The sequence below is a fragment of the Coleofasciculus sp. FACHB-1120 genome (assembly GCF_014698845.1).
Lineage (GTDB): Bacteria > Cyanobacteriota > Cyanobacteriia > Cyanobacteriales > FACHB-T130 > FACHB-T130.
On record NZ_JACJTV010000017.1, the window covers coordinates 87148 to 109226 of the forward strand.

At 46.6% G+C, this 22079-nt stretch carries 22 protein-coding genes; 12 read left to right on the forward strand and 10 right to left on the reverse strand.

Annotated features, from left to right (window positions below; genetic code table 11):
- Positions 1-48: 48 nt before the first annotated feature.
- From H6H02_RS16260 to H6H02_RS16275, 4 genes are all read right to left on the reverse strand, one after another.
- Entirely contained in the window at positions 49-1146 is a 1098-nt protein-coding gene (locus H6H02_RS16260) for a HAMP domain-containing sensor histidine kinase (protein WP_190819563.1), read from the reverse strand.
- 1 nt (position 1147) lies between these two features.
- Positions 1148-1855, reverse strand: coding sequence for a response regulator transcription factor (locus tag H6H02_RS16265; RefSeq protein WP_190819565.1), 708 nt, complete (start codon positions 1853-1855; stop codon positions 1148-1150).
- A gap of 578 nt (positions 1856-2433) precedes the next feature.
- Positions 2434-2919, reverse strand: a complete 486-nt coding sequence (locus H6H02_RS16270; protein WP_190819567.1) for a hypothetical protein — start codon at positions 2917-2919, stop codon at positions 2434-2436.
- A 238-nt stretch (positions 2920-3157) separates the two neighbouring features.
- Positions 3158-4063, reverse strand: coding sequence for a CoB--CoM heterodisulfide reductase iron-sulfur subunit B family protein (locus H6H02_RS16275; RefSeq protein WP_190819569.1), 906 nt, complete (start codon positions 4061-4063; stop codon positions 3158-3160).
- A 351-nt stretch (positions 4064-4414) separates the two neighbouring features.
- Between H6H02_RS16275 and acpP the strand changes: the two genes are divergently transcribed.
- The 4 genes from acpP (at position 4415) to H6H02_RS16295 (ending at position 9249) form a co-directional block, all read left to right on the forward strand.
- Entirely contained in the window at positions 4415-4666 is a 252-nt protein-coding gene (acpP, locus tag H6H02_RS16280; RefSeq protein WP_190819571.1) for an acyl carrier protein, read from the forward strand.
- A gap of 205 nt (positions 4667-4871) precedes the next feature.
- Entirely contained in the window at positions 4872-6125 is a 1254-nt protein-coding gene (gene fabF / locus H6H02_RS16285; RefSeq protein ID WP_190819573.1) for a beta-ketoacyl-ACP synthase II, read from the forward strand.
- Between the two features lie 288 nt (positions 6126-6413).
- Complete coding sequence (tkt, locus tag H6H02_RS16290) at positions 6414-8426, forward strand: transketolase (protein ID WP_190819576.1); 2013 nt, start codon at positions 6414-6416, stop codon at positions 8424-8426.
- 562 nt (positions 8427-8988) lie between these two features.
- A complete protein-coding gene (locus H6H02_RS16295) occupies positions 8989-9249 on the forward strand; it encodes a hypothetical protein (protein WP_190819578.1) in 261 nt (86 codons plus the stop codon).
- Positions 9250-9280: 31 nt separating this feature from the next.
- Here H6H02_RS16295 and H6H02_RS16300 read toward each other — a convergent pair whose 3' ends face one another.
- The 3 genes from H6H02_RS16300 to H6H02_RS16310 form a co-directional block, all read right to left on the reverse strand.
- Positions 9281-11479 (reverse strand): fused MFS/spermidine synthase, encoded by a 2199-nt coding sequence (locus H6H02_RS16300; RefSeq protein ID WP_242040742.1) that lies wholly within the window; start codon positions 11477-11479, stop codon positions 9281-9283.
- Positions 11480-11854: 375 nt separating this feature from the next.
- Positions 11855-12580 carry a hypothetical protein gene (locus H6H02_RS16305; RefSeq protein WP_190819582.1) on the reverse strand — a complete coding sequence of 242 codons (726 nt, stop codon included), beginning with the start codon at positions 12578-12580 and terminating at the stop codon, positions 11855-11857.
- A gap of 219 nt (positions 12581-12799) precedes the next feature.
- Positions 12800-13261 carry a DUF2127 domain-containing protein gene (locus H6H02_RS16310; protein WP_347342623.1) on the reverse strand — a complete coding sequence of 154 codons (462 nt, stop codon included), beginning with the start codon at positions 13259-13261 and terminating at the stop codon, positions 12800-12802.
- A gap of 375 nt (positions 13262-13636) precedes the next feature.
- Here H6H02_RS16310 and H6H02_RS16315 point away from each other — a divergent pair, with 375 nt between their 5' ends.
- From H6H02_RS16315 to H6H02_RS16345, 7 genes are all read left to right on the forward strand, one after another.
- Positions 13637-14905: an HhoA/HhoB/HtrA family serine endopeptidase gene (locus tag H6H02_RS16315; RefSeq protein ID WP_190819585.1), complete on the forward strand. Its 1269-nt coding sequence runs from the start codon at positions 13637-13639 to the stop codon at positions 14903-14905.
- 305 nt (positions 14906-15210) lie between these two features.
- Positions 15211-15546 carry a hypothetical protein gene (locus tag H6H02_RS16320; protein ID WP_190429730.1) on the forward strand — a complete coding sequence of 112 codons (336 nt, stop codon included), beginning with the start codon at positions 15211-15213 and terminating at the stop codon, positions 15544-15546.
- A 130-nt stretch (positions 15547-15676) separates the two neighbouring features.
- A complete protein-coding gene (locus tag H6H02_RS16325; protein ID WP_190819587.1) occupies positions 15677-16045 on the forward strand; it encodes a YtxH domain-containing protein in 369 nt (122 codons plus the stop codon).
- Positions 16042-16560 (forward strand): DUF948 domain-containing protein, encoded by a 519-nt coding sequence (locus H6H02_RS16330; protein ID WP_190819590.1) that lies wholly within the window; start codon positions 16042-16044, stop codon positions 16558-16560. The genes H6H02_RS16325 and H6H02_RS16330 overlap by 4 nt, the downstream gene beginning before the upstream one ends.
- A 26-nt stretch (positions 16561-16586) precedes the next feature.
- Positions 16587-17234: a rhomboid family intramembrane serine protease gene (locus H6H02_RS16335; RefSeq protein WP_190819592.1), complete on the forward strand. Its 648-nt coding sequence runs from the start codon at positions 16587-16589 to the stop codon at positions 17232-17234.
- A gap of 275 nt (positions 17235-17509) precedes the next feature.
- On the forward strand, positions 17510-18313 hold the full coding sequence (locus tag H6H02_RS16340) for a TPM domain-containing protein (protein WP_190819593.1): 804 nt from the start codon (positions 17510-17512) through the stop codon (positions 18311-18313).
- Between the two features lie 318 nt (positions 18314-18631).
- Positions 18632-19261 carry a precorrin-8X methylmutase gene (locus H6H02_RS16345; RefSeq protein ID WP_190819595.1) on the forward strand — a complete coding sequence of 210 codons (630 nt, stop codon included), beginning with the start codon at positions 18632-18634 and terminating at the stop codon, positions 19259-19261.
- A 47-nt stretch (positions 19262-19308) separates the two neighbouring features.
- Here H6H02_RS16345 and H6H02_RS16350 read toward each other — a convergent pair whose 3' ends face one another.
- Entirely contained in the window at positions 19309-20013 is a 705-nt protein-coding gene (locus tag H6H02_RS16350; RefSeq protein WP_190819597.1) for a phosphate ABC transporter permease, read from the reverse strand.
- 83 nt (positions 20014-20096) lie between these two features.
- Positions 20097-20927, reverse strand: coding sequence for a 4-hydroxy-tetrahydrodipicolinate reductase (gene dapB, locus H6H02_RS16355; RefSeq protein WP_190819599.1), 831 nt, complete (start codon positions 20925-20927; stop codon positions 20097-20099).
- Between the two features lie 274 nt (positions 20928-21201).
- Here dapB and H6H02_RS16360 point away from each other — a divergent pair, with 274 nt between their 5' ends.
- On the forward strand, positions 21202-21498 hold the full coding sequence (locus H6H02_RS16360) for a hypothetical protein (protein ID WP_190819601.1): 297 nt from the start codon (positions 21202-21204) through the stop codon (positions 21496-21498).
- A gap of 58 nt (positions 21499-21556) precedes the next feature.
- Here the strand turns inward: H6H02_RS16360 and H6H02_RS16365 are convergent, their stop codons facing one another.
- Positions 21557-22051 (reverse strand): DUF427 domain-containing protein, encoded by a 495-nt coding sequence (locus tag H6H02_RS16365; RefSeq protein ID WP_190819602.1) that lies wholly within the window; start codon positions 22049-22051, stop codon positions 21557-21559.
- Between the last annotated feature and the right edge of the window lie 28 nt (positions 22052-22079).

Genomic DNA, 22079 nt, shown 5'->3' on the forward strand with positions numbered 1-22079 from the left:
GAGCGCTCCAACAAAAGCCCCGTACAGTCATTAGCTTAAGTACAACCATCAAGCTAAAGGCAAGAAAAAACGAAACGTACTACCTTCTCCCAGTTCGCTTTCTACTTCAATTTGACCGCCTTGCAGTTCAAGCAACCGGGAGGAAATCGCTAAACCGATGCCAGTTCCTCTAGAATTTTGGCTTCGAGACTGCTCAGCCCGCCAAAATCGCTCGAAAATATGAGGTAAATCTTTTGGTGCAATTCCTTGACCCGTATCCACTACAGCAATCCAGAGGCGTTTTGGTTCACTCCAGGCTTTGACCGTAATCGAACCAGTACTGGTATATAGCAGTGCATTTCCCAACAAATTGACCAGCACCTGCTCCACACGGTCAATATCAGCTAATACCAGAGGCAACTGGGGCGGACAGTCTAATCGCAGTACCGGCCCATCTTCCAGCACTTGGTCAGAAAATTTTTCTAACAAAGACTCTAATAAAGGTCGTAGATTGACCGGCTGGAGATTAATTGGTAAATACCCCGCCTCTGCTTTAGAGAGTTCCTGCAAATCGTTAACTAACCGCTCTAGCCGGGTTGTTTCCAGAACCAACCGTTGGTAAACTTCTGGCGATGGTTCTATCCGGCTATCAGCCATCTCCTCCAGGTATCCACGAATCACCGTCAAGGGCGTTCGGAGTTCATGGGTTAGGTCGCTAATCAGTTCACGCCGCCGCTGTTCCACCCCTTCAAGACTAGACGCCATGCGGTTAAAACTAGCACCCAGGCGGTTGAGTTCTGGAATTTCGCTCTTCGGTAGTCGCTCATCCAAGTGCCCAGCAGCAAACTTGCGGGTAATTTGTTCCATCTGGGTCAAAGGCTGGGTAATTCGGCGAGATACCCAGTAACTCAAGCCACCAGCAGCTGTAGCACCCGCGATAAATGACAAGAAAGTGCTGCGACTCCAAGCTGTTTCAAACCCTCTTACCAGCTGCCTGCGAGCATAGCGTACCTGTATGCCGCTGACTTCGATTTGCTCAAGCTGAACGATAAAAAAGCGGGGAGAAGACAGTTTGCTGATAACGAGTAGACTACCCACTCCTACCATCATCACTAGGAGATGGGAAAGAAACAAGCGCGATCGCAGTCCCATTTTATTCCGGGGCATTTTATAGAGGTGAATCTTCAAACTTATAGCCCACACCAACCACTGTCTTAATAAAGGTGGGATTAGCTGGGTCCGGTTCAATTTTTTTCCGTAACCGAGCCACATGAGTATCCACCACCCGTTCATCACCAAAAAAATCGTTCCCCCAAAGTTTCTCAATGAGCTGCGTTCGGTTCCAGACGCGACTAGGATGACTGATAAACGTACTCAAGAGATTAAATTCTAACGTAGTCAAATCGAGTGCTTCCCACGGATGGGGACTCAGTTGACGAGAAGCAGAGTGCTGCTCTACATCAACCATGAAATGTTGAGTGCGATAAACCTGATGTTGTCCGCCCTGACGCAGGCTACGCCGCAGTAACGCTCGAACTCTCGCAACCAGCTCTCTAGGGCTAAACGGCTTGACAAGGTAATCATCCGCACCCGTAGAAAGACCAATTACCCGGTCAATTTCTTCACCTCTAGCCGTCAGCATCAAAATATAGGGATCTTTCGCTCCCGGTTTCTGTCGTATTCTGGCACACACTTCCAGCCCATCCAAACCCGGTAACATCAAATCGAGAATGATTAAATCTGGTTGTTGCTCCTGAAAAACTTGTAAAGCTCTCAGACCATCGCGACTCAGATGACAGGAAAACCCCTCTTTTTCTAAAGTCATTTGGATGAGTTTGGCAATTTCTGGTTCATCCTCAACAAGCAAAATATCCATATTTTTCAAGAAACATATAAAAATAATAAAAAATTCTTTCTATGTCATTTTAAATTCATCCCATTGGTGCAGAAACGGCAAATAATTTTATAAAGATTGGATTCAGTGATAATAAACCATGAAACCTTGGCTTACTCAATTCTAAGTTAAGTAATTTAAACCAGTCCCTTCCGGGATTCTCAATAGTTCGATGGTTCTAATGGTAGATTGGGGACTTTGATAGGCTCTGAGTTATTGCATTTTTTTACTTGTGTGAAGTACACCGAACTCCTACTCAGCAAGCATTTTAGCCTGTCATTTTGTACCTCGCTAGATTTAGAACCGCTATCGTGCAAATGGTAAAAACGCGCTACCGAACGTTTACACAGCAACAGCCTTGGGCAATCGAAGAAAAGGCTTCCGGTAGTTGAGAAGCTTTTAATATTGGTCTAAGCCACTTAGATAACTTGAATATTTGGTTTAGCTACAGCGAATATTTGGTTTAGCTACAGCGGTTAATTTTTGGATATTTGGTTTAGCCACAATGATTACTTTCAGAACCCTGACAATTAAAAATTAAGAATTGAAAAATTTGATTTTTAATCTTTTGGACGCATTGCCTCTCGACCTAGCATCATCATTCCGGCAACACCCAAACAGACAAACCAAATATACTGATACCAATATTCCCGTACCTGCTCAACAGGGCTAAGTTCTGGATGCAAGAGATACAAATAAAGCAGCAACAAAACCAGAAAAAGCGCCCCAAATCCAGAAAAAGTCAAACCAATTAGAATACGAGCTGGTTTTAATTCCTCATCGCTGATTTCATCCAAGTCAATCTCTGCCAGTTGGTTGAGAGATTCATCAGCAACCTCGGAGGCATCTTGCAAACTGATTGCCACTGGCGGCGGCAAAACCGGCGACAGAGTTGCTAAGGTTTTGCGTCGCAGCAACCCTTCGGTGTCTCGCAGAAACTCCAAAGGCGTTACCGTTGCAGCTCCGAAGGCGCTTCGCTCTGGTGGTTCAGCAAATTCAGCTGCTTCGGGCATTGAGGTTGCAGTAACTTCTGGTTCAAAATCCATCGCTTATTTCAATCCCTAATCGGAATTATAAACTTATGCCGACGCTAACATTCTTTTAACCTGAAAGCCTTTGTCATGTCACTTCAAATTGTCAGATTTTGTAGAAACTGCCTTGCGCTGCCAAGCCCTCAAGACAGTTCCTAGGAAACAATCAAAGTGGTGAATTTTCTATAAACTTAGACGACACCGAAAACTTAGAAGACACCGATGCTAGGGGTAAAGTAGCCCACCCTACCCGCTAAAAGCCCAATTTTTCCAACACCGGATGAGTTGAGACAATGTGTCTATCCAAACCGAGCTGCTCTGGGCTAATTCCTAACGCCAGAGAAATTAACTGTGGTAAATGCAGCACTGGCAAACCCAACTTATGCCCGATTGTTTTTTCAACCTCCGGTTGACGGGAGTCAAGATTTAGATGGCACAGGGGACAAGGCGTCACCATACAATCGGCACCCGCATCGAGAGCTTCTTGAATATGCGACCCCGCCATCTTGAAAGATTGCGTAGTCGCATAGCTGGAAAGAGGCCATCCGCAACACTGGGTGCGTCCTCGGTAGTAAACTGGCGTCGCCCCTACTGCCCGAAACACATTTTCCATCGATTCGGGTTGGAGAGGGTCGTCATAGGGGATATGAGTTTGGGCGCGGAGCAAATAGCAGCCATAAAATGCCGCACACTTCAATCCAGCTAGTTTGCGGCTAACTCGATTTTGCAACTCCTCTAGTCCATAATCGGCGACTAATGCCCAAAGCAGATGTTTGACTTCTGTACTGCCTTGATAAGGAGAACAGCCTTCTTTCTTCAGTAAGCCATTCACCTGCTCTATATAAGCCGGGTTTGATTGTTGGGAGTCCTTCAAACGCTCATCTACATGACCAATGACGCCCTGGCAGGTACTGCAATGGGTTAACAACGGCAGATTCAGTTCTTCTGCTAGAGCAATATTGCGGGCGTTGATTGTATCTTCTAGGAGTTGAGAGTCTTCTTTGTAGGTACCAGAACCACAACAAGCAGCTTTTTTTAGCTCAATCAGTTCGATGCCCAGGGCTTTGGTGAGGGCTGCTGTAGACTGGTAAAGCTCCCGGCAAGCCCCTTGAGCAACGCAGCCGGGAAAGTAAGCATATTTAAGAGTCGGGGATGCCATATTTTGATGAAAGACCACAGGCACTTCAGAAGGACTGAGAATTTCAGGACTGAGGACTGAGCAGAGAAATGTCAGGAACTAGGAGGAGCCAAAAAATTACTTTTTTCACTCAGTCCGCGCTGTCACGCCTCTACGCTAACAGTTCTCAGCACTCCCTTTACCCCTATCATCGCTCGTCCATCCCATACTGGGGGCAACTGGTGACATTCGTTTAAGTTTCGATAGAACAGTGCCACTTAGAGAAGCGACTATCTATCGCTTTTGTTGTCCCCTCTTTCAGATAAGATGAAGAAATGCTTAGAACCGTATAACCCTAAGAACATAGCTTGAGGGAATGGGTAGAGGATCAATATGAGCCAAGAGGAAATTTTTGCAAGAGTCAAGAAGATTGTGGCGGAACAACTGGAGGTTGCTCCCGACGAAGTCACGCCACAAGCTAACTTTGCTAACGATCTGGGAGCGGATTCCCTCGATACGGTTGAACTCGTGATGGCATTGGAAGAAGAGTTTGATATCGAAATTCCAGACGAGGCAGCTGAGCAAATTGCCACCGTTCAAGCCGTTGTGGACTACATCACTGGCAAAGTGGCGGCTTCGGCATAAATAATCGTGCTGAATGCTGTAGGGGCGGGTAAAGAAGAATTTTCTTCGGGCGCGTTAATTAAAACTAATTAAAACTCAGTGCAAAACTCGCCCACAGGGAAGTCCTAAGTTGAAAATAAAAATAGATACTTAGTTCTGACTCTTCTTTCCTCGGTCCTATTACTGTTTTGCGTTTTGGGTGCAAAACCCATCTATTACTGGCATAATGACAAATTTTGAACGGAAGCGCGTTGTTGTAACAGGTCTCGGCGCGATTACACCGATAGGCAACACTTTGACAGATTATTGGTCAGGGTTGTTGAGCGGCACAAATGGCATTGGCCCGATTACATTGTTCGATCCTTCCCGGCATGATTGTCGCATCGCTGGTGAAGTCAAGGGATTTGACCCCCACCAATACCTGGAGCGTAAGGAAGCAAAGCGGATGGATCGCTTTGCTCAATTTGCGGTAGCTGCGAGCAAGCAGGCGATCGCAGACTCTCAATTTGTCATTAATGAGCTGAACGCAGAACAAGTAGGCGTCATTATTGGCAGCGGGGTGGGCGGTCTTAAAGTGTTGGAAGACCAACAAGAAATCTACTTGAGTCGTGGTCCCGACCGCTGTAGCCCGTTTATGATTCCCATGATGATTGCCAACATGGCAGCGGGTTTAACGGCAATTCACACGGGTGCCAAAGGGCCAAACTCTTGCCCAGTGACAGCATGTGCCTCTGGCTCTAATGCGGTGGGAGATGCCTTTCGCCTGATTGAAGGGGGATATGCCCAAGCGATGATTTGTGGCGGTAGCGAAGCCGCCGTGACACCTTTATCGTTGGCTGGATTTTCTTCAGCACGGGCACTTTCGACGCGCAACGATGACCCGGCTCATGCTTGTCGTCCTTTCGATCGCGATCGCGATGGCTTTGTCATGGGCGAAGGCGCTGGCATTTTAGTTTTGGAAGAACTGGAACACGCCTTGAGCCGTGGCGCTCGGATTTATGCGGAAATTGTCGGTTACGGCATGACTTGCGATGCCTACCATATGACTGCACCCGTTCCAGGTGGTGAAGGAGCTAGCAGAGCCATGCAGCTAGCTTTGAAAGATGCAGGATTAGCTCCCGATCGAGTTAGCTACGTCAATGCTCATGGAACCAGCACACCAGCCAACGATGTGACTGAGACAGCAGCGATCAAAAAAGCTTTAGGTGAGAGTGTTGCCTACAAAGTGGCGATTAGCTCCACCAAATCGATGACGGGGCACCTCCTAGGAGGTTCTGGCGGGATTGAAGCAGTTGCTACGGTGATGGCGATCGCCCACGACCAGATTCCTCCCACCATCAACCTAGAAAACCCCGATCCCGGATGCGACCTGGATTATGTACCCAACAAAAGTCGCTCTCAAACAGTTGAGGTGGCGTTGTCAAACTCTTTCGGGTTTGGCGGTCACAACGTGACACTCGCATTTAAAAAGTACAGATAGGAGCGATAAAAATATCAGCGGGTCGGGTGAAGGAGAAAATATTTAAGCCTTCACCCTTTATAATTTATCCTGTTTCTCACAAAGTACGGGATCTCCTATTCCGAATCGAGATGGGGTAAGCAAGACCACCCATTTCGATGGCAATGGCGATCCCTTAAGACTGCCCACGACTTGCCCATCCATCCGGCTAATGGGATGATCGGTTAATGGGTGCTTAGGGCGATCCAGAGCATTCAACTTCCCGCTCAGCCAATTAGCGTGCTAAACCGTCGTTAAGTAGAAGAGATTATGGCCGTTGCAACCCAATCACTCGAAGAACTTTGTATTAACTCCGTCCGCTTTCTGGCGATTGACGCCGTAGAGAAAGCAAAATCAGGGCATCCAGGGCTACCAATGGGCGCGGCTCCAATGGCATTTGTGCTTTGGGATCGCTTTATGCGGTATAACCCAAAAAATCCCAAATGGTTCAATCGCGATCGCTTCGTCCTCTCTGCCGGTCACGGCTCAATGTTACAGTACGCCTTACTGTATTTAACTGGTTACGAAGATCTAACGATTGAAGACCTCAAACAGTTCCGGCAGTGGGAATCAAAAACTCCTGGGCACCCGGAAAACTTCATGACTCGAGGGGTAGAAGTCACCACAGGCCCTCTCGGTCAAGGAATTTCTAACGCTGTGGGCTTAGCAATGGCTGAAGCTCACCTAGCAGCTAAATTTAACAAGCCCGATCATACGATCGTAGACCACTACACTTATGTGATTTTGGGTGATGGTTGCAACCAAGAAGGCGTCTCTGCCGAAGCTTGTTCCCTAGCTGGACACCTGGGACTGGGCAAACTGATTGCCCTGTACGATGACAACAAAATTACCATCGACGGTCATACCGATTTATCGTTCACCGAAGATGTCGGCAAGCGCTATGAAGCCTACGGCTGGCACGTCCAAACCGTAGAAGACGGCAACACCGACCTAGAGGCAATTCACAAAGCAATTGAAGCTGCTAAAGCTGTTACTGATAAGCCTTCCTTAATTAAAGTCGCCACTACGATTGGTTACGGTTCCCCCAATAAAGCCAACACCCACGGTGTCCACGGTGCCGCTTTGGGTGGCGACGAAGTCAAAGCGACTCGCGAGCATCTGGGTTGGGAATACGAGCCTTTTGACATTCCAGAAGATGCCCTCAACCATTGGCGCAAGGCAATCGAGCGCGGCGCTAAGTATGAGGAAGAGTGGAACAAAAACTGGGAAAATTACAAAGCCAAATATGAAGAGGAAGCTGCTGAATTAGAACGGCTGATCAGCAACAAACTGCCAGAAGGTTGGGACAAAGTTCTCCCTACCTACACTCCAGAAGACAAAGCAGACGCTACCCGCAATCACTCTGGCAAATGCTTAAATTCCCTAGCTGGAATTTTACCCGAACTCCTAGGCGGTTCAGCTGACTTGGCTGGTTCCTGCATGACCTTAATCAAGAGTTCTGGCGACTTCCTCAAAGGTCACTACGAAAATCGCAACCTGCGCTTTGGTGTCCGCGAACACGGTATGGGAGCGATTTGTAATGGCATTGCCCTGCACGGCACAGGTTTGATTCCCTATGGGGCAACCTTCTTAGTCTTTGCTGACTATATGCGAGCAGCGATTCGCCTCTCAGCTCTCTCGCATGCGGGCGTGATCTGGGTAATGACCCACGACTCAATCCAGTTGGGTGAAGATGGCCCCACTCACCAACCTGTGGAAACGATTGCCTCCCTGCGGGCTATTCCCCAGCTAACGGTAATGCGTCCTGCGGATGGAAACGAAACCTCTGGTTGTTATAAAGTGGCGATTGAGGCGGCTAACCAACATCGCCCGACCCTTCTGGCACTGTCTCGTTTAGCACAGCCCAACTTGGCTGGCACTTCGATTGAAGGCACCACTAAGGGTGGTTACATCCTTTCCGATAGCGATGGTACGCCTGAAATTATCTTGATTGGCAACGGAAGCGAACTGCAACTTTGCGCCAAGGCAGCAGACCAGTTGCGCGGCGAAGGCAAGAAAGTCCGTGTCGTTTCCCTGCCCAGCTGGGAGCTGTTCGACGAGCAGGATGAAGCTTATCGGGAATCTGTATTGCCCAAGGCTGTCACTAAGCGCCTAGCTGTAGAAGCCGCTTCTAGTTTCGGCTGGTGCCGTTACCTCGGAAATGAAGGCGCGATGATTAGCATTGACCGCTTTGGCGTTTCTGCTCCAGGGCCAGTTGCTCTAGAGAAGTTCGGCTTCAATGTTGATAACGTAGTAGCAAAGGCGAAAGCTCTGCTGGGCTAATACCTAGAAAATAGTCTCTTGGAGGGTGGGCTGAAAAGTCCCCCTTTTTTTATTCACATCTGAGTTAAGTAGGGGTGGGCAATACCATAACCTTACCCTAAGCCCTACTTGCTCTTGGCAAGGAAAGCTGGAGCCGTAGGCTCTATCAGGGTAGGGTTGCGCTTAATGGCGGCGAATCAGGCGGATTTGACATGGCTTTCTCACTCCGATTGATTCCTCTCCTCTACTTTAGGAAAAAAAATTTCAATTTGATTGTGTGTGCCGGTTAAAGAATTGTCTACTGGCAGAGGCGGTAGTTATTCGGACTTCAAAGCGCGATCGCTAGTTCTTCTCCAAGGCACAAGTGCTGATACAGCAAGGGCTAGCCAACCACATCGGCTAAAAAACAACAAGCAAACAGCATTAGGGTAGACAGTCGCCTAAGAGAGTGACACAACAACGATTGTGGGCTACGCGAAAGTTTTTTATTTTAAGTAAGTACCGCAACGAGAACACGCGATTCGCTCAATCTGAGCGATTTAGGCGTAAATCGAGCAAATTTTGCAAATAAAGTATCAAAGTCATGCAAAAAGACATTAATTACCCAATGATGGCGATTGTTAACGATCTAGATGCTCTGATGACCGAAATAGATGACAATCCGCAACTCTCTTCATGGGTAGTTCGTTTGGTACTCAAATCAATTAAAGAAAAAGCCAAGAGAATGGCTACCGAGACACCGCCTCAATCAATTTATTTAAATCAGCCTCCTTATCTCGACGCTTTTGTCAACTCATCCACGCTCAACACCTCACAAATCAAAGTATTACGGCAGCTACAGTAAACTGTAGAGGGGGTGCGATCGCATCTGTCATTTACCCGGCTTTTCTAGCTGCAAAGGCACGTAATACTCGGAAGATATTAGAAAAATCATCTGTCCACAGAGGCGCTGATTTTGTTTCCGGGATGGGTTGCCAGCGCGAATCACTGACGAGATTGCCCAAATCTTTTTGATTCCGAGCAAATAGCACCCAATGAGAAGGAGATTTCCCCATTTCCCGCTCAGATTCAGAAATATCTGCTTCTCTCTGCCTCAGCGTAGACAATCCTAAATCCTGAGCTAAAGCACCCAAAACCGGCTCAAGATTCAGGAATCGATTAGAAATGTTAATGACAATTAACCCTTCTTTAGCTAACTTACTCAAGTAAAGCTGAATGGCTTCCTTCGTTATTAGGTGGATGGGGACTGAATCCGAACTAAAAGCATCCATGAAAATCAAGTCATAGCGACTATCTGGAACTTCAGTAAATCGCAACCGAGCATCCCCTAAAACTACGGATAATGGGGCTTTTGAATCTTGTAAAAAGGTGAAATAACGAGTATCACGAGCCAACCTTTCAATAGTCGGATCGATTTCATAAAAAGTCCATTGTTGCTCCAGTTCTGAGTACGCAGCCAGCGTCCCAATTCCCAACCCTAACACGGCAACATTCGTTGGAGATTTTGTTTGATTCAAAGAGCTAAATAATTGCCCAATTGGACCAGTAGGATGAAAATAAGTTAAAGGTTCACTGCGCCGTTTTGGGTCGAGACTTTGTTTCCCATGCAGGATTGTTCCATGCAGAAGACTATGATAACTGCCACGCCTATCATCTAAAACCCGATAAACGCCAAAAAAGCTGCGCTCGGTATCGAGAATACCACCGATAGTTCCTATCGAGAACTGACTAATTAAAACAATCAAAAATAAGCCTAAACCAAACCGAATTGGATGTAGCTCAAAGGCGTAAAAAATGCTGGCTAGAATGCTAAAACAGATAAAGTCTCCTATCAGGTTATTCGTATAATTCTTGCCATTAAAACCAACCAGTAAAGTGCCGATTAAAAGACCTAAGCTGATGGGAAAAGTTAAACGTCGCTGTAGGTTAGATAGGGGATTATCTGCCTCCTTGGACGTTTGCATGAGGAGGAGACAAATTACCATCATTAGAGGATACTCCAGGACAGATTGAAATAAAAGCGGAGCTGCGATCGCATTAAATAATCCGCCGAGGACACCGCCGACAGAAATCAACAAATAAAAATTAGTTAGATACTGTGTACTGGGACGACATCGAGCCAATTCTCCATGAAAAACACAAGCCGCTACAAAAAAACCCGCCAAATGTAAGGGGAATAATATCCATATTGGCTGCATCACCTGAATCAAAAATAAAATTATTAGTACAGCCAACCATAAAGGTAAAATCGCAACTAAAGCTTTATGCGGCAAAGGTGGTTTACGGGCAAAAGTTAAAATAAATGTTAATAGATAAATCGCTAAGGGAATTGCCCACAAAAGTGGAATTGCTGCAATGTCTGTCGTTAGATAAGTGGTAACTCCTAGAAGTAAACTAGAGGGTAAAAATGATAGTAATACCCATTTTGCTTGCTGTCGAATCGTGGGAGTTTCTTCTGTAAGCGCGGATTTATTGCCTACATTGGTGTCCCCAGCAGCATTTTGAATAAACCCAGCTTTACCCGCTTGTAGACTGTTGAAATTTTCAGGCGATCGCCATACGCATACTGCACATCCTAAAGTTAGCAAAACCAATAATCCGTAACCGATTGTCCATAACCAACTTTGGTGTGTCAGCGAAAAATTTGGTTCAATTAAGATGGGGTAGCTGAGAACTCCTAACATACTGCCTAGGTTACTCGCAGTATAGAGGAAATAAGGATCGGAACTCGCTGGGTGTCCTGTGTCAGCAAACCACTTTTGCACTAAAGGCGCACTGGTAGCAACCATGAAAAAGGGAAATCCGACACAGAAAAGCAGCAAAACTAACAGCCACGGGATAGGATTGGCATCATGAGGAGGAATCCAATTCTGCGCGGGAGTAATGGGTAAGAATGCTATTGGCAATAGCAGAAAAATACTGTGAATAACGGCTTGGCGGCGAACCCTAAACCAACTCGTTGTGATGTGAGAATAGCCATAACCTAGTAATAAAATCGCCTGGAAAAAGAATAAGCAAGTGTTCCATACTGATGGAGATCCGCCTAATAAAGGCAGAATCATCTTAGCAACCATCAATTGTACCCAGAAAAGGAGGAAAGCACTAACAAAAAGGGTAAACGAGAAAAGAATAATCAAAAGCGATGCTCCTTTGGTAGATAGCTGAGACTTAATTAATTATATTTCCAATCTTCTGCAATTAAATTCAGTTTTTGTCGCTAATCAATAAAAATGCCTGGTTTTCTTTTTAGTAATTCCTTCAATTTTAACCGAGCTTTTTTAATAGGTACTGATGTCGGATTTAGCTTCCATTTTGCATGATTTACCACTTTCCTCAAAGGTTAAATCAGCCAGTTCTTTGTGATTTTGTACCAGCTCGTAACTGATGCAGACATCCTCTTGGCACGTCGGTTCAACTAGCGATCGCGCTCTATCCCTTCATCCCTCACTTCATGCATCTCTTAAGCCTTCTAGGAAGCCACGTTGAGCGTGCGATCTCATATTCTCCTCGCTCAACTCCATCAAGCATACCAATTCATGCCCTTTGTAATATTCCGGATTCCGTTCTAAAAAGTAGCGTACATCCGGTTTATGCTGAAATCCTTCTTTAATCTCTGCCCAGCTTCCTCGCAAATGCCCCAGCGACGCGGGAAAGCGAATTAACCCACTCGCAGGATCGTAGTCATCTCCAAATTTTGTCTGAGCCAGGTAATCCATCAACGCCTGATAATTTGCTGGCGTTGGATATCGCCAAGTCGGATAAAAACGTTGGGCAAATACCGACAAGTAACGATACGTCCGGTATCCCTTAACAATTAAAAACCAATATAAAGGTTGCTCCATTGCTTCACCTTTAATTTTCCCAGCCAGACGACACCACGCCAATGGCAGAGTTTGTTCTCCCCAATATTGATGATGGATAATCGTATCGCCGGAGAAAATAGCGCGTTGCGGCTTTCCCCCAAATTCAAATGAAAGAATTGCTAGGGTGGAGAAACCCTGAAGTTTTTCCTCTCCATTCCACAGCAGGATTACATAATTTTTGTTACTCAAATCCTGTTGAAAAATTTCCCAACTGCTGCCATCGTAATACTGGGTATATAAGTCATACATCAACCGGATTAGGTACTCTTGAATTTTTGTTTTAGGGACGACTTCAGCTTTTAAACGGTTCATAGAGAGAGAAATGGGCCAATACAAACTGCTACATAGTCAGTCCATCATAACAGTCCAATTTCTGAGTAGGGTCTAAAAAGGCTTGCTACCATGTAACGGCTTTCTAAAGCTGTCAGAACAGGATTTAGCTAAATTGAGTCAAGTAAATTTCAATCAAAAACATCCAATTCTAGATTTTAAAGTTAGCGATCGCTGTCTGCTCAAGCCGGGTTTCAATTTTTACTGCGATCGCTCATCGTCGGGGGTAGAGATTGAAGGAGGCAACAAATACCAAAAGACAGCTAAATTCACCAGAAAAACCGCTAGCTTTAGTGGCGATATTCTGTGGAATAGCTCAAAAATTTCTGGTGGGATGCTAATCCCTACCAGTACCAAAACTAATATTTTTGCCCAACCCTTTTGATACCACAGACCGATTCCCTCAATTGCCGTTAAAATCGCATAGAGTCCAACAGCTATGCTGGTAAACTGCAAAGTTTTAGGGTTTAAATTCAAAATTTTATCCAAAGTCCATTTAATAATGTCTAATTTACCTTCTAAAGCACAAGATTCTGAAAAATCAACCAAAAGCTGATGTTCTTTGACTGTTAATCCTAAAGCGATCGCAATCACCATAAGCAGTAAAGCACTGAAGATTTTGTAAATAACGATTGCCACTAAACCCAGTGGGCGCTTAGTAATATTTTTCACATGAATTACCCGTGATTTTGGTGAATGAGTCAGTCGCTTCAGGGACGCCCGAACAATTAGGCACTCGCTTACGTTGGATCGTATGCGGGCGTGTGGGGGAAAGCTGCTCCTTTGAGAGGTATTCCTAAAAGTAGATATCCCCTCTCCAGCCCTAAGAATTTTCATTAGAGTGCAACATCAACGTCATAAGCACGTCACATGAGATGTCTAGATTAAGAGATGTAGAGATGTTAAACAAAGCATCTATACGGGCAAATTTACATAGCGTTTTCACGCGGACGCACCTGGTGAACCAGCGGATAACAGAACTGCCTTCACCAGAGCCAAGCGTACAGAATTTTAACTTCCTTGTCGCAGGTGTCAACAATGAAAAGCAAACAGCAAGATAGCGATTATAATTCCAGGCAACCCAACCAGAAAGGATTTGACGCTTCGGCACCCAAACCCTGGCAAAAGGCAGCCACCTATCTATCGCTGGTGCTGCTGGGAGCTGGTGTCACCTTATCAGGCAGCTATCTGGGGTCAAATACCCTGATGTCCTCCAAGGAGTCTACTTCTAAAGTGTCTCTAACCCCAGGAGTTGCGGTTGCTCAGGCACAACTACCGCCTAGCACAGACACTAACTTTGTTACAGAAGTTGTGGAAAGAGTGGGACCAGCTGTGGTGCGGATTAATTCTTCCCGCACGGTGACACAACAAGTCCCTGACGCCTTTAATGACCCGTTCTTCCGCCGCTTCTTTGGCGCTGAGTTGCCGACTGGTCCGCAAGAGCGAGTCGAACGAGGTACGGGATCGGGCTTTATTATTAATAAGGATGGTCAAATTCTCACCAATGCTCATGTGGTCGCTGGTGCCGACACTGTAAACGTCATTCTCAAAGATGGGCGCACCTTTACAGGTAAGGTGATGGGTACAGACCCGGTAACAGATGTCGCCATCGTTAAGATTCAGGCGGATAATCTCCCGACGGTTCAGATAGGCGATTCAGATGGGCTGAGACCTGGAGAATGGGCGATCGCAATCGGCAACCCCTTGGGTCTAGATAATACCGTCACAACAGGGATTATTAGTGCCACCGGACGCTCTAGCTCTCAAGTCGGCGTTCCCGATAAGCGGGTAAACTTTATCCAAACAGATGCTGCGATTAATCCGGGTAACTCAGGTGGGCCACTACTGAACGCCAAAGGTGAAGTGGTTGGGATGAATACAGCGATTATCCGGGGTGCCCAAGGATTAGGCTTTGCGATTCCCATCAATACTGCTCAACGTATTGGCAATCAGCTAGCGACGACTGGCAATGTGCAACATCCTTATCTGGGCATCCAGATGGTGAAACTCACGCCTGAAGTCAAACAGCAAATCAATGAAGATTCCAACAGTCGCGTGAATATCGATGCGGATCGCGGCATCCTTGTCGTCAGAGTCATGCGAAACTCCCCCGCTGCTAATGCAGGGTTACGCACGGGAGATGTTATCCAAAAAATCAACGGTCAATCGGTCACAGACACAGACACAATACAACAGCAAGTAGAAAAGAGCCAGGTGGGCAGTAGTTTACAGATGGAGGTGCTTCGGAATGGACAAACGATTAACCTACCTGTAACCACTGCGGCTCTCCCGGTTCAGAGCGAGTAGTCTGTTAATAGCTTTCTTAATCAGTCAGTAAGACAAGGTTTCTGAGGATGGGTATTTTACCCATCCTTTTTGTATCTTGTATGTATTATCAGATTCCGTAAGAGCATGGTACAAACACCCCCCTAGGTCGGGAATGGGAGATTAATAAATCCACTATCTTTAAAGTCTCCTCAACTCAGAAAATTATCCAACCCTAAGCGCTACCTGCTAGCACGGTGACTGAGGAGTCGATGAAGCAGAAAATGAACGCTCAAAAAGCGGTAGATGAGGCAAACTAGAGAGGCTGGGTGCTTTCAGGATGAGAGATGGTGACAATTGTTGTGGTTTTCAATGTGCTGCTCTCGCTGATGCTGTTGTATGTTGCCTGGAAAATCCGAAAACTGCGATCGCGTCTGGCAAAAATTACAAAGATTGTACTCGCAGCCGAACGGAATACTTATAACGTGCTACGGGGTGCCCCCAAGATTCTTTCTAAAGGTCAGCTTGGGGCTAATTTGCTCACAGAGCGATATCAGCAACTCGATCCTCAACTACAACGGGTGCAAAAAATTTTGGCACTATTCGGTTTAGGACAAAAACTCTGGCTGCGGAATAAGCCAAAGTCAATAGGAATAACGCAGCGCTTCTGGCGCAGAAGTTGAAACTACCCAAACCCCTGCTGTTAAGATAAGGGCGATTTTCTTTTTCCAAAGGTACTCGTATTGCTGCCTGTACCGACGACGGATTAAGGAAAACTGCCTAAAATTGGAATTAAGACATAGAGATTAGAAAATGTCAAACAACCGTGCTGGATCATTTATTGGTGGTCTGCTGCTGGGCAGCGCTCTTGGAACCATTACCGGATTATTGGTTGCCCCTCGTACAGGTCGAGACACGCGGCGGCTGTTAAAAAAATCTGCCGATGCTCTACCAGAATTAGCTGAAGACCTATCGACCAGCGTGCAACTGCAAGCTGACCGCCTCTCAGAATCAGCACTGCGAAACTGGGATGAAACGCTTTTGAGATTAAAACAGGCGATCGCTGCTGGAGTTGAAGCATCTGCACGCGAACAAGAAGCACTCAAACAAATCACGGATGAAGAAGCCCAGGCTGATGCACGCCCCCTTGTAACCACAGACGATAGGCGATCGCAAGAGTGACTGAACCCTTATTTTGGTTAGGATTTTCGGTTTTACTGGTGGCGGTTAGCTTAGCTGCCGTCTTAGTATCGCTGCTGCCAGCGGTACAGGAATTAGCGCGGGCGGCTCGCAGCGTGGAAAAGTTAGCAGATACGCTGAACCGAGAAATGCCCCCCACACTAGAATCAATTCGCCTGACGGGTTTGGAAATTAGTGACTTGACCGATGATGTCAATGAAGGCGTCAAGAGCGCCAGTCAAGTCGTTAAACAAGTCGATCAAAGCATTAGCGGTGCTAAGAAGCAGGCTCAAAACGTGCAAGTTGGCACCCGCAGCGTCTTTGCAGGTGTCAAGGCAGCTTGGAAAACCTTCAAGCGTCCCACCGGAGGGCGCAGGTCAATCGATCGTTTGCCACCAGGGCAAAGAAATGGTTTTGAGCCTCGTGGATACGGTGATTCTTATCAAGACACTGAAAATACCTCTACTTCTCATAAAAATTATGAGGAGTGGGAGCCGTCAGACTCAGAAGATTATTAATACAGATGCCGTTGAGAATACCAGCTATGAGAAAGAATCAGGGAAACTCAGAACCGACCGATTCTGCAACTGACTTGCTACTAGAGGATCGTTCATCAAACCGCAGACGAAACACTCAATACAACGGTGTTTTTGCCCTGATTTTGATCAACCTAGTTATCTTTATTGCTGACCATATTCTCAGCCTTAATCTTCAAGGTTTATATCTTAATCATGCCAACCCAGCCTTGTATCAGTTCTTCACGGCGATGTTTTGTCACGCCAGCTGGGCGCACTTGTCGGGAAATCTATTTTTTCTTTATATCTTTGGTCGCCTAGTTGAGGAAGAGGAAGGAACCTTCGGGGTTATCGCTTCCTACATCATCTGCGGACTGGGCGCTAGTCTGATGAGTTGGCTTTTCCAGCATGGGCCAATCTATTCTTTGGGGGCTTCAGGAGCCGTCTTTGGCTTATTCGCCGTCAGCGTGTTGATTAAGTTGAGCTGGAATTGGCGCAAAGTCTTAGAAGTGCTGATTCTGGGTCAGTTTGTGATTGAGCGAGTGTTCTTTGAATTTCAACAAACTGGGATTCAAGACGGGGTAGACCATTTTGCTCACATAGGAGGCGCTGTTGTAGGAGTAGCGCTGATTATGGGTTTGATGCGGCTTGACCCCACCCGGTTTCGGAAAACTTAGTTAGTGCTGTAGACATCGCACAGAGCAGCACAAGAGTCAGGGGTGATTCTATGCCATACCAAAGCTGGCATTGGAGTCACCCCTCTTTTACATCTTCCCTCTCCCCATTCTCCTCTCCCCCAGTCCTGAGTCCTCAGCCCTCTCCCCTCAGTCGTCAATCCTCAGTCCTCCTGAATGGATGCCCCTAGAGACTCCTTGTATTAAAATATGGTAAACAAGTGTAAAGAAATATTAGTTTACCTAACCCATTCGCTTTTAAAGAAACCGAACTGCCAATGAAGCATCTTTCTAAACAACGAATTGTGGCATCCCTCGTCGCATTTTTCCTGGCTTTGTCCATTTGGGCGATCGCTCCCGGTGCTCACGCCTATAACAATCCCGACTTACTGCCGGAGACTCCTACCCCAATCATTGACTTAGCCAAAGCCTTGACAAATATTCAGGAAGAGGCATTGGTCAAAAACATAGAGAGTTTTGAAGCAGAAACGGGTTGGAAGCTGCGGGTATTAACTCAATACGACCGCACCCCCGGTCTTGCCTTGAAAGATTATTGGAGCTTGGATAATAAAAGCGTGTTAGTGGTTGCCGACCAACGCGGCGGCAATATTCTCAACTTTAATGTAGGCGATGACGCTTATAAACTCATGCCCCGTACCTTTTGGATTGAGTTGCAAACGCGCTTCGGAAATCTGTACTTCGTGCGCGAAAATGGCGAAGACCAAGCCATCATTCAATCATTAGAAACCATTCAAACCTGTCTGCGTCAGAGCGGTTGCCGGGTTGTACCCGGACTGCCCAAAGAACAGTGGATTCTCACCCTAATTACCTCCATTGTGGGCGGAATTATCTGTGGCTTTGCCGCTGTACCCCGCAAAGAAGGACAAATTTTTGCATGGCAGTGGGCTTTAATATTCTCTCCCTTGTGGGGAATTTTATTTATTGCTTTTGGTCTCGGTCCCGTTGTCACTCGTACCTCGGAGTGGTTGCCCGTGTTTCGCAACTTCGCCGGTTTTTTGATCGGTGCTTTAGTTGCTTACCTGTCACCGATGATCATCCAGTCTTCTGCTCCGGAAACTTGAAAAAATCCGTCAGTAGCTAGAGCATTTCCAGGCTTTGTCTGAGAATCAGGGCAAGAGGCAAGAGGTATCCCCTCGCACCTCTAGCCTCAAACCTCTAGCCTGGAAAAAGCGGAGATTGCAATCCTATTTAATTTGTCAGGTATTTTTTACAAACTGCAAACATACCTGCATAAAAGAAGCAGAAAATTTTATTAAATCTTTTTCTCTTATTTCTCTTATTTTTTTCTTTAGTGGTTTAATAACACTCTTTTTATTTTCACAAATCATTTCGGACTTCTAGCTGGTAAGCTGATAGCTAAAAGCTGAAAGCGAATCGCTATGGAATGGCACGTAACGGATGCCCAAAGTTTGGCAATCATTGACCGAGAAATTGGCGACCACATCTTCTCACCAGCGGAATTTGAGATTGTGCGTCGAGTCATTTACGCAACCGCTGACTTTGAATATCGGTCTTTAATTCGCTTTTCTGAGAGGGCACTCCAAGCTGGCGCAGCTGCTTTGGCAGCTCGTAGCACCATTGTGGTAGATGTACCAATGGTGCAAGTCGGGATTAGCCCCACGATCCAAAATACTTTTGCGAATCCGGTGTATTGCAGTATGGAAGCCCTGACGCGACCCCAAAAAGATAAAAGCCGCGCTGCTTGGGGAATTGAAACCCTCGCCAGACGCTATCCAGAAGGAATCTTTGTTGTAGGTCAAGCTCAGACGGCTCTCATTGCCCTAGTCGAGCTAATTGAGGCAGAAGAAATTCGACCGGCATTGGTGATTGGCACGCCTTCGGGATTTGTGGATGTGGATGTCGCCAAAGAACGACTGAACGATTCCCTAGTTTCTCACATCCGAATTGATGGACGTAAGGGTAGTGCGGTGGTGGCATCGGCGATTGTCAATGGTTTAGTGGACTTGGCATGGCAAGCTTATGGACAGGATACGAATGGTGTCGGCTAAGGCAGGGAGGCGGGAAGTTAACCATTAGCCATTAGCCGGTTCTCAAGTCAAGGACGACGCGATCGCCTACGCTTAGGAGTACGGTCTTCAGGATAGGAAACATCGTCAGTGTCTCCTAACTGACGGCTGACATCCTCAAAAAAGTCCCGCCGCAGATAAGGATAGTCACTCACCCAGAGATTCTGACTGGGAATATAAATGTCTGTCACCTTGGCAATCCGACCCAGGTCTTTCTGATTGGACAGCACGACCATCTCAGCAACTTGACCGGGTTTAACTGCTTTATGGATGCGGCGCAGGGGTACTTGCATCTGGGTTGTAAATCCGGTTTCATCCCCAACTTCGATGTTCAACCGACGCTCTCGGTTTTCAACAATTACCAGCTGTCCGCGATTGTTGACGGTTTGCTCTTCGCCAATCAACTCTTCAGAAACAAAGATATCCACGACTTCACCCCGCCAGAATCCACTGTAGGCGTAGCGGCGATAAGAAGCATTCCGCAGACTCGCCCAATAAACGGGTGCCCACAACCAGTAAAGACCCGTAATAATTCCCAGAAAAAAGGTGATCGCGCTCAAATCCTCGCCCAGCAAAAACTTGCCGACGAGTAAAACTACCACCACAGCTACTACAGAAATTAGCAATCGCTTTAAAAAGTCTGGGAATTTGCCCCAGCAGTACGCATACTGCGGACCAGTGGCAATCTGGGGAATCAAGTCTTCAAATTTCTTGCGCGTTAATGGGACTAACATATTGTTCAAAAGCGAATTGCTAATTGAAGGACAGCTAATGATTTAAGAGCAATCCTTCGCTCCTTCGATTCGGGATTAGCCATTTATAGTATCTTTTCTAACCCATAGACTAGGGATTTGAGCTGGAGAACTTTGCGGATGGCGAGAAGAACACCAGGCATATAGCAAGACCTATCTGAAGTATCGTGGCGCAGGGTATAAATTTGACCCGGTGCCCCAAACATTACTTCTTGGTGAGCGATAAGACCGGGTAAGCGAACGCTATGGATGCGAATCCCCTCATCGGCTTGGCTACCTCTGGCACCAGGTAGTTTTTCGGTTTCTTTCACGGTCGGTGGATTGTAGGTTTTACCCAGTTCGCCTAACATCTGGGCAGTTTGAAGGGCGGTACCGCTAGGGGCGTCGGCTTTCTGGTTGTGGTGTAACTCGATAATTTCCACATGGTCAAAGTATTGGGACGCCTGGACAGCTGCCTGCTGTAGTAACACCATGCCAATGGAAAAGTTAGGGATAATCAGGGCACCCGTGCTGGCTTTGTCGGCAAATTCAGCAAGCTCTTGGATTTGCTGTGGGCTAAGTCCGGTTGTGCCAACGACAGGCCGGATGCCGTAAGCGATCGCAGTCCGCACATTTTCATAAACTGAGTCAGGATGAGTAAAATCCACCATGACGCCCTGTTGTTTTTCCTGGGTTGCTAGCACCAGCATCCCTTGTAAGTCACTGACAATGGGAACTTCCAGGGGTTCGCAACCCGCCACTTCTCCAACGTCTTGACCCTGGTATTCCAAAGTGCGATCGATTGCCCCCAGCAAAGTCATATCATCTGCTTGAGCAACGGCTTTGACGACTTCGCGACCCATTTTTCCAGCCGCACCGTTGACGACAACGGGAATCGGATACTGTTGATTTACCATGATTTAAGAATACCCTTCTCGACAAGCGCATTCTAGACCAAGAAGGGCTTCCCACGATAACTGAATTGCGCGATCGCTCACAGAATATCTTCTTTGTAATTTCTCTTTCTGTCTCAAACACTGCTCGCTAGAACGACTAGGGATATAGCAGCGGCTTTCTCTAGCTTTAAGTCACAAAACTTATTGAGAGTAATTTTCAATAAGTTATACTCCAAGGTAGAACATCTTTCTGTTCAAAAGCTTCAAATTTAGTTTATTCAGCGGTTATAAAACAATGCCATTCCCTAACAAGTTGCCTACCTACCATCTAAGAAATTTGGGCAGTAAAGCCGATGCCCCGACTGAAAAAATAGAGAACAAACAAGATAAGACTGACGCTGTCTCTCTCGACTCGCCACTCTTGTTTAACCTCGACAGAAACGGGTCAGCAGAGCCTTCCACGGTTGAAAATCAAAACTTCCCAGTTACGGAGCGTTGCGTCCCAATTTATTTTGAAGATGAAGACCCGGAACGCACGCCAGAACGATGGTGGAAGAGACGGCAATGCCAAGGATTGACCGGATTTTCTTAAATAAGTTTTAGGCGGAGTAGGGGTGTACATCTGCTGTAGAGTACACCCCTGGCAAACACTACCAGCCCCAAGTTCCTGGCTCACCCTTGAATGGGCCAACTATATCGCTAGTGATCCAGCCGCCGTAGAAACCTCCAGGTTGCGGCTGCACTTGTTCTCCATCGACCGAACAAACATCCATTATCTGGGGATAGAAAGCGAGATAGTCCTTGATACTGGCGAAGCTTGGTGTGGGATTGGGATAACCCCAAGCAGCATTCGGTGCCTGCTTGTCACCAACAACGACTGTGTAGTAGAAAGCGCCTCCCTTCCATTCGCAAAACGATTCCTGAATGGTTCGCACCAGGTATTCCATTTTGATATCTAGGGGAGGAATGTAGTAGACAGGTGGGTGACTGGTTTCCAGTACGCGCTTTGCCCGCTGAGTATCGACAATTGTGACGCCGTTGAAGACAATCTGGATGTGCTTGGATGATTCCTCAAGACGCGGAGGACGAGGGTAATCCCATACTGACTCTTGACCGGGGCCGGGTGCAATGCGATCGCGTTTCATGCTGGCTTCTTCTGTTGTAAAATCACAC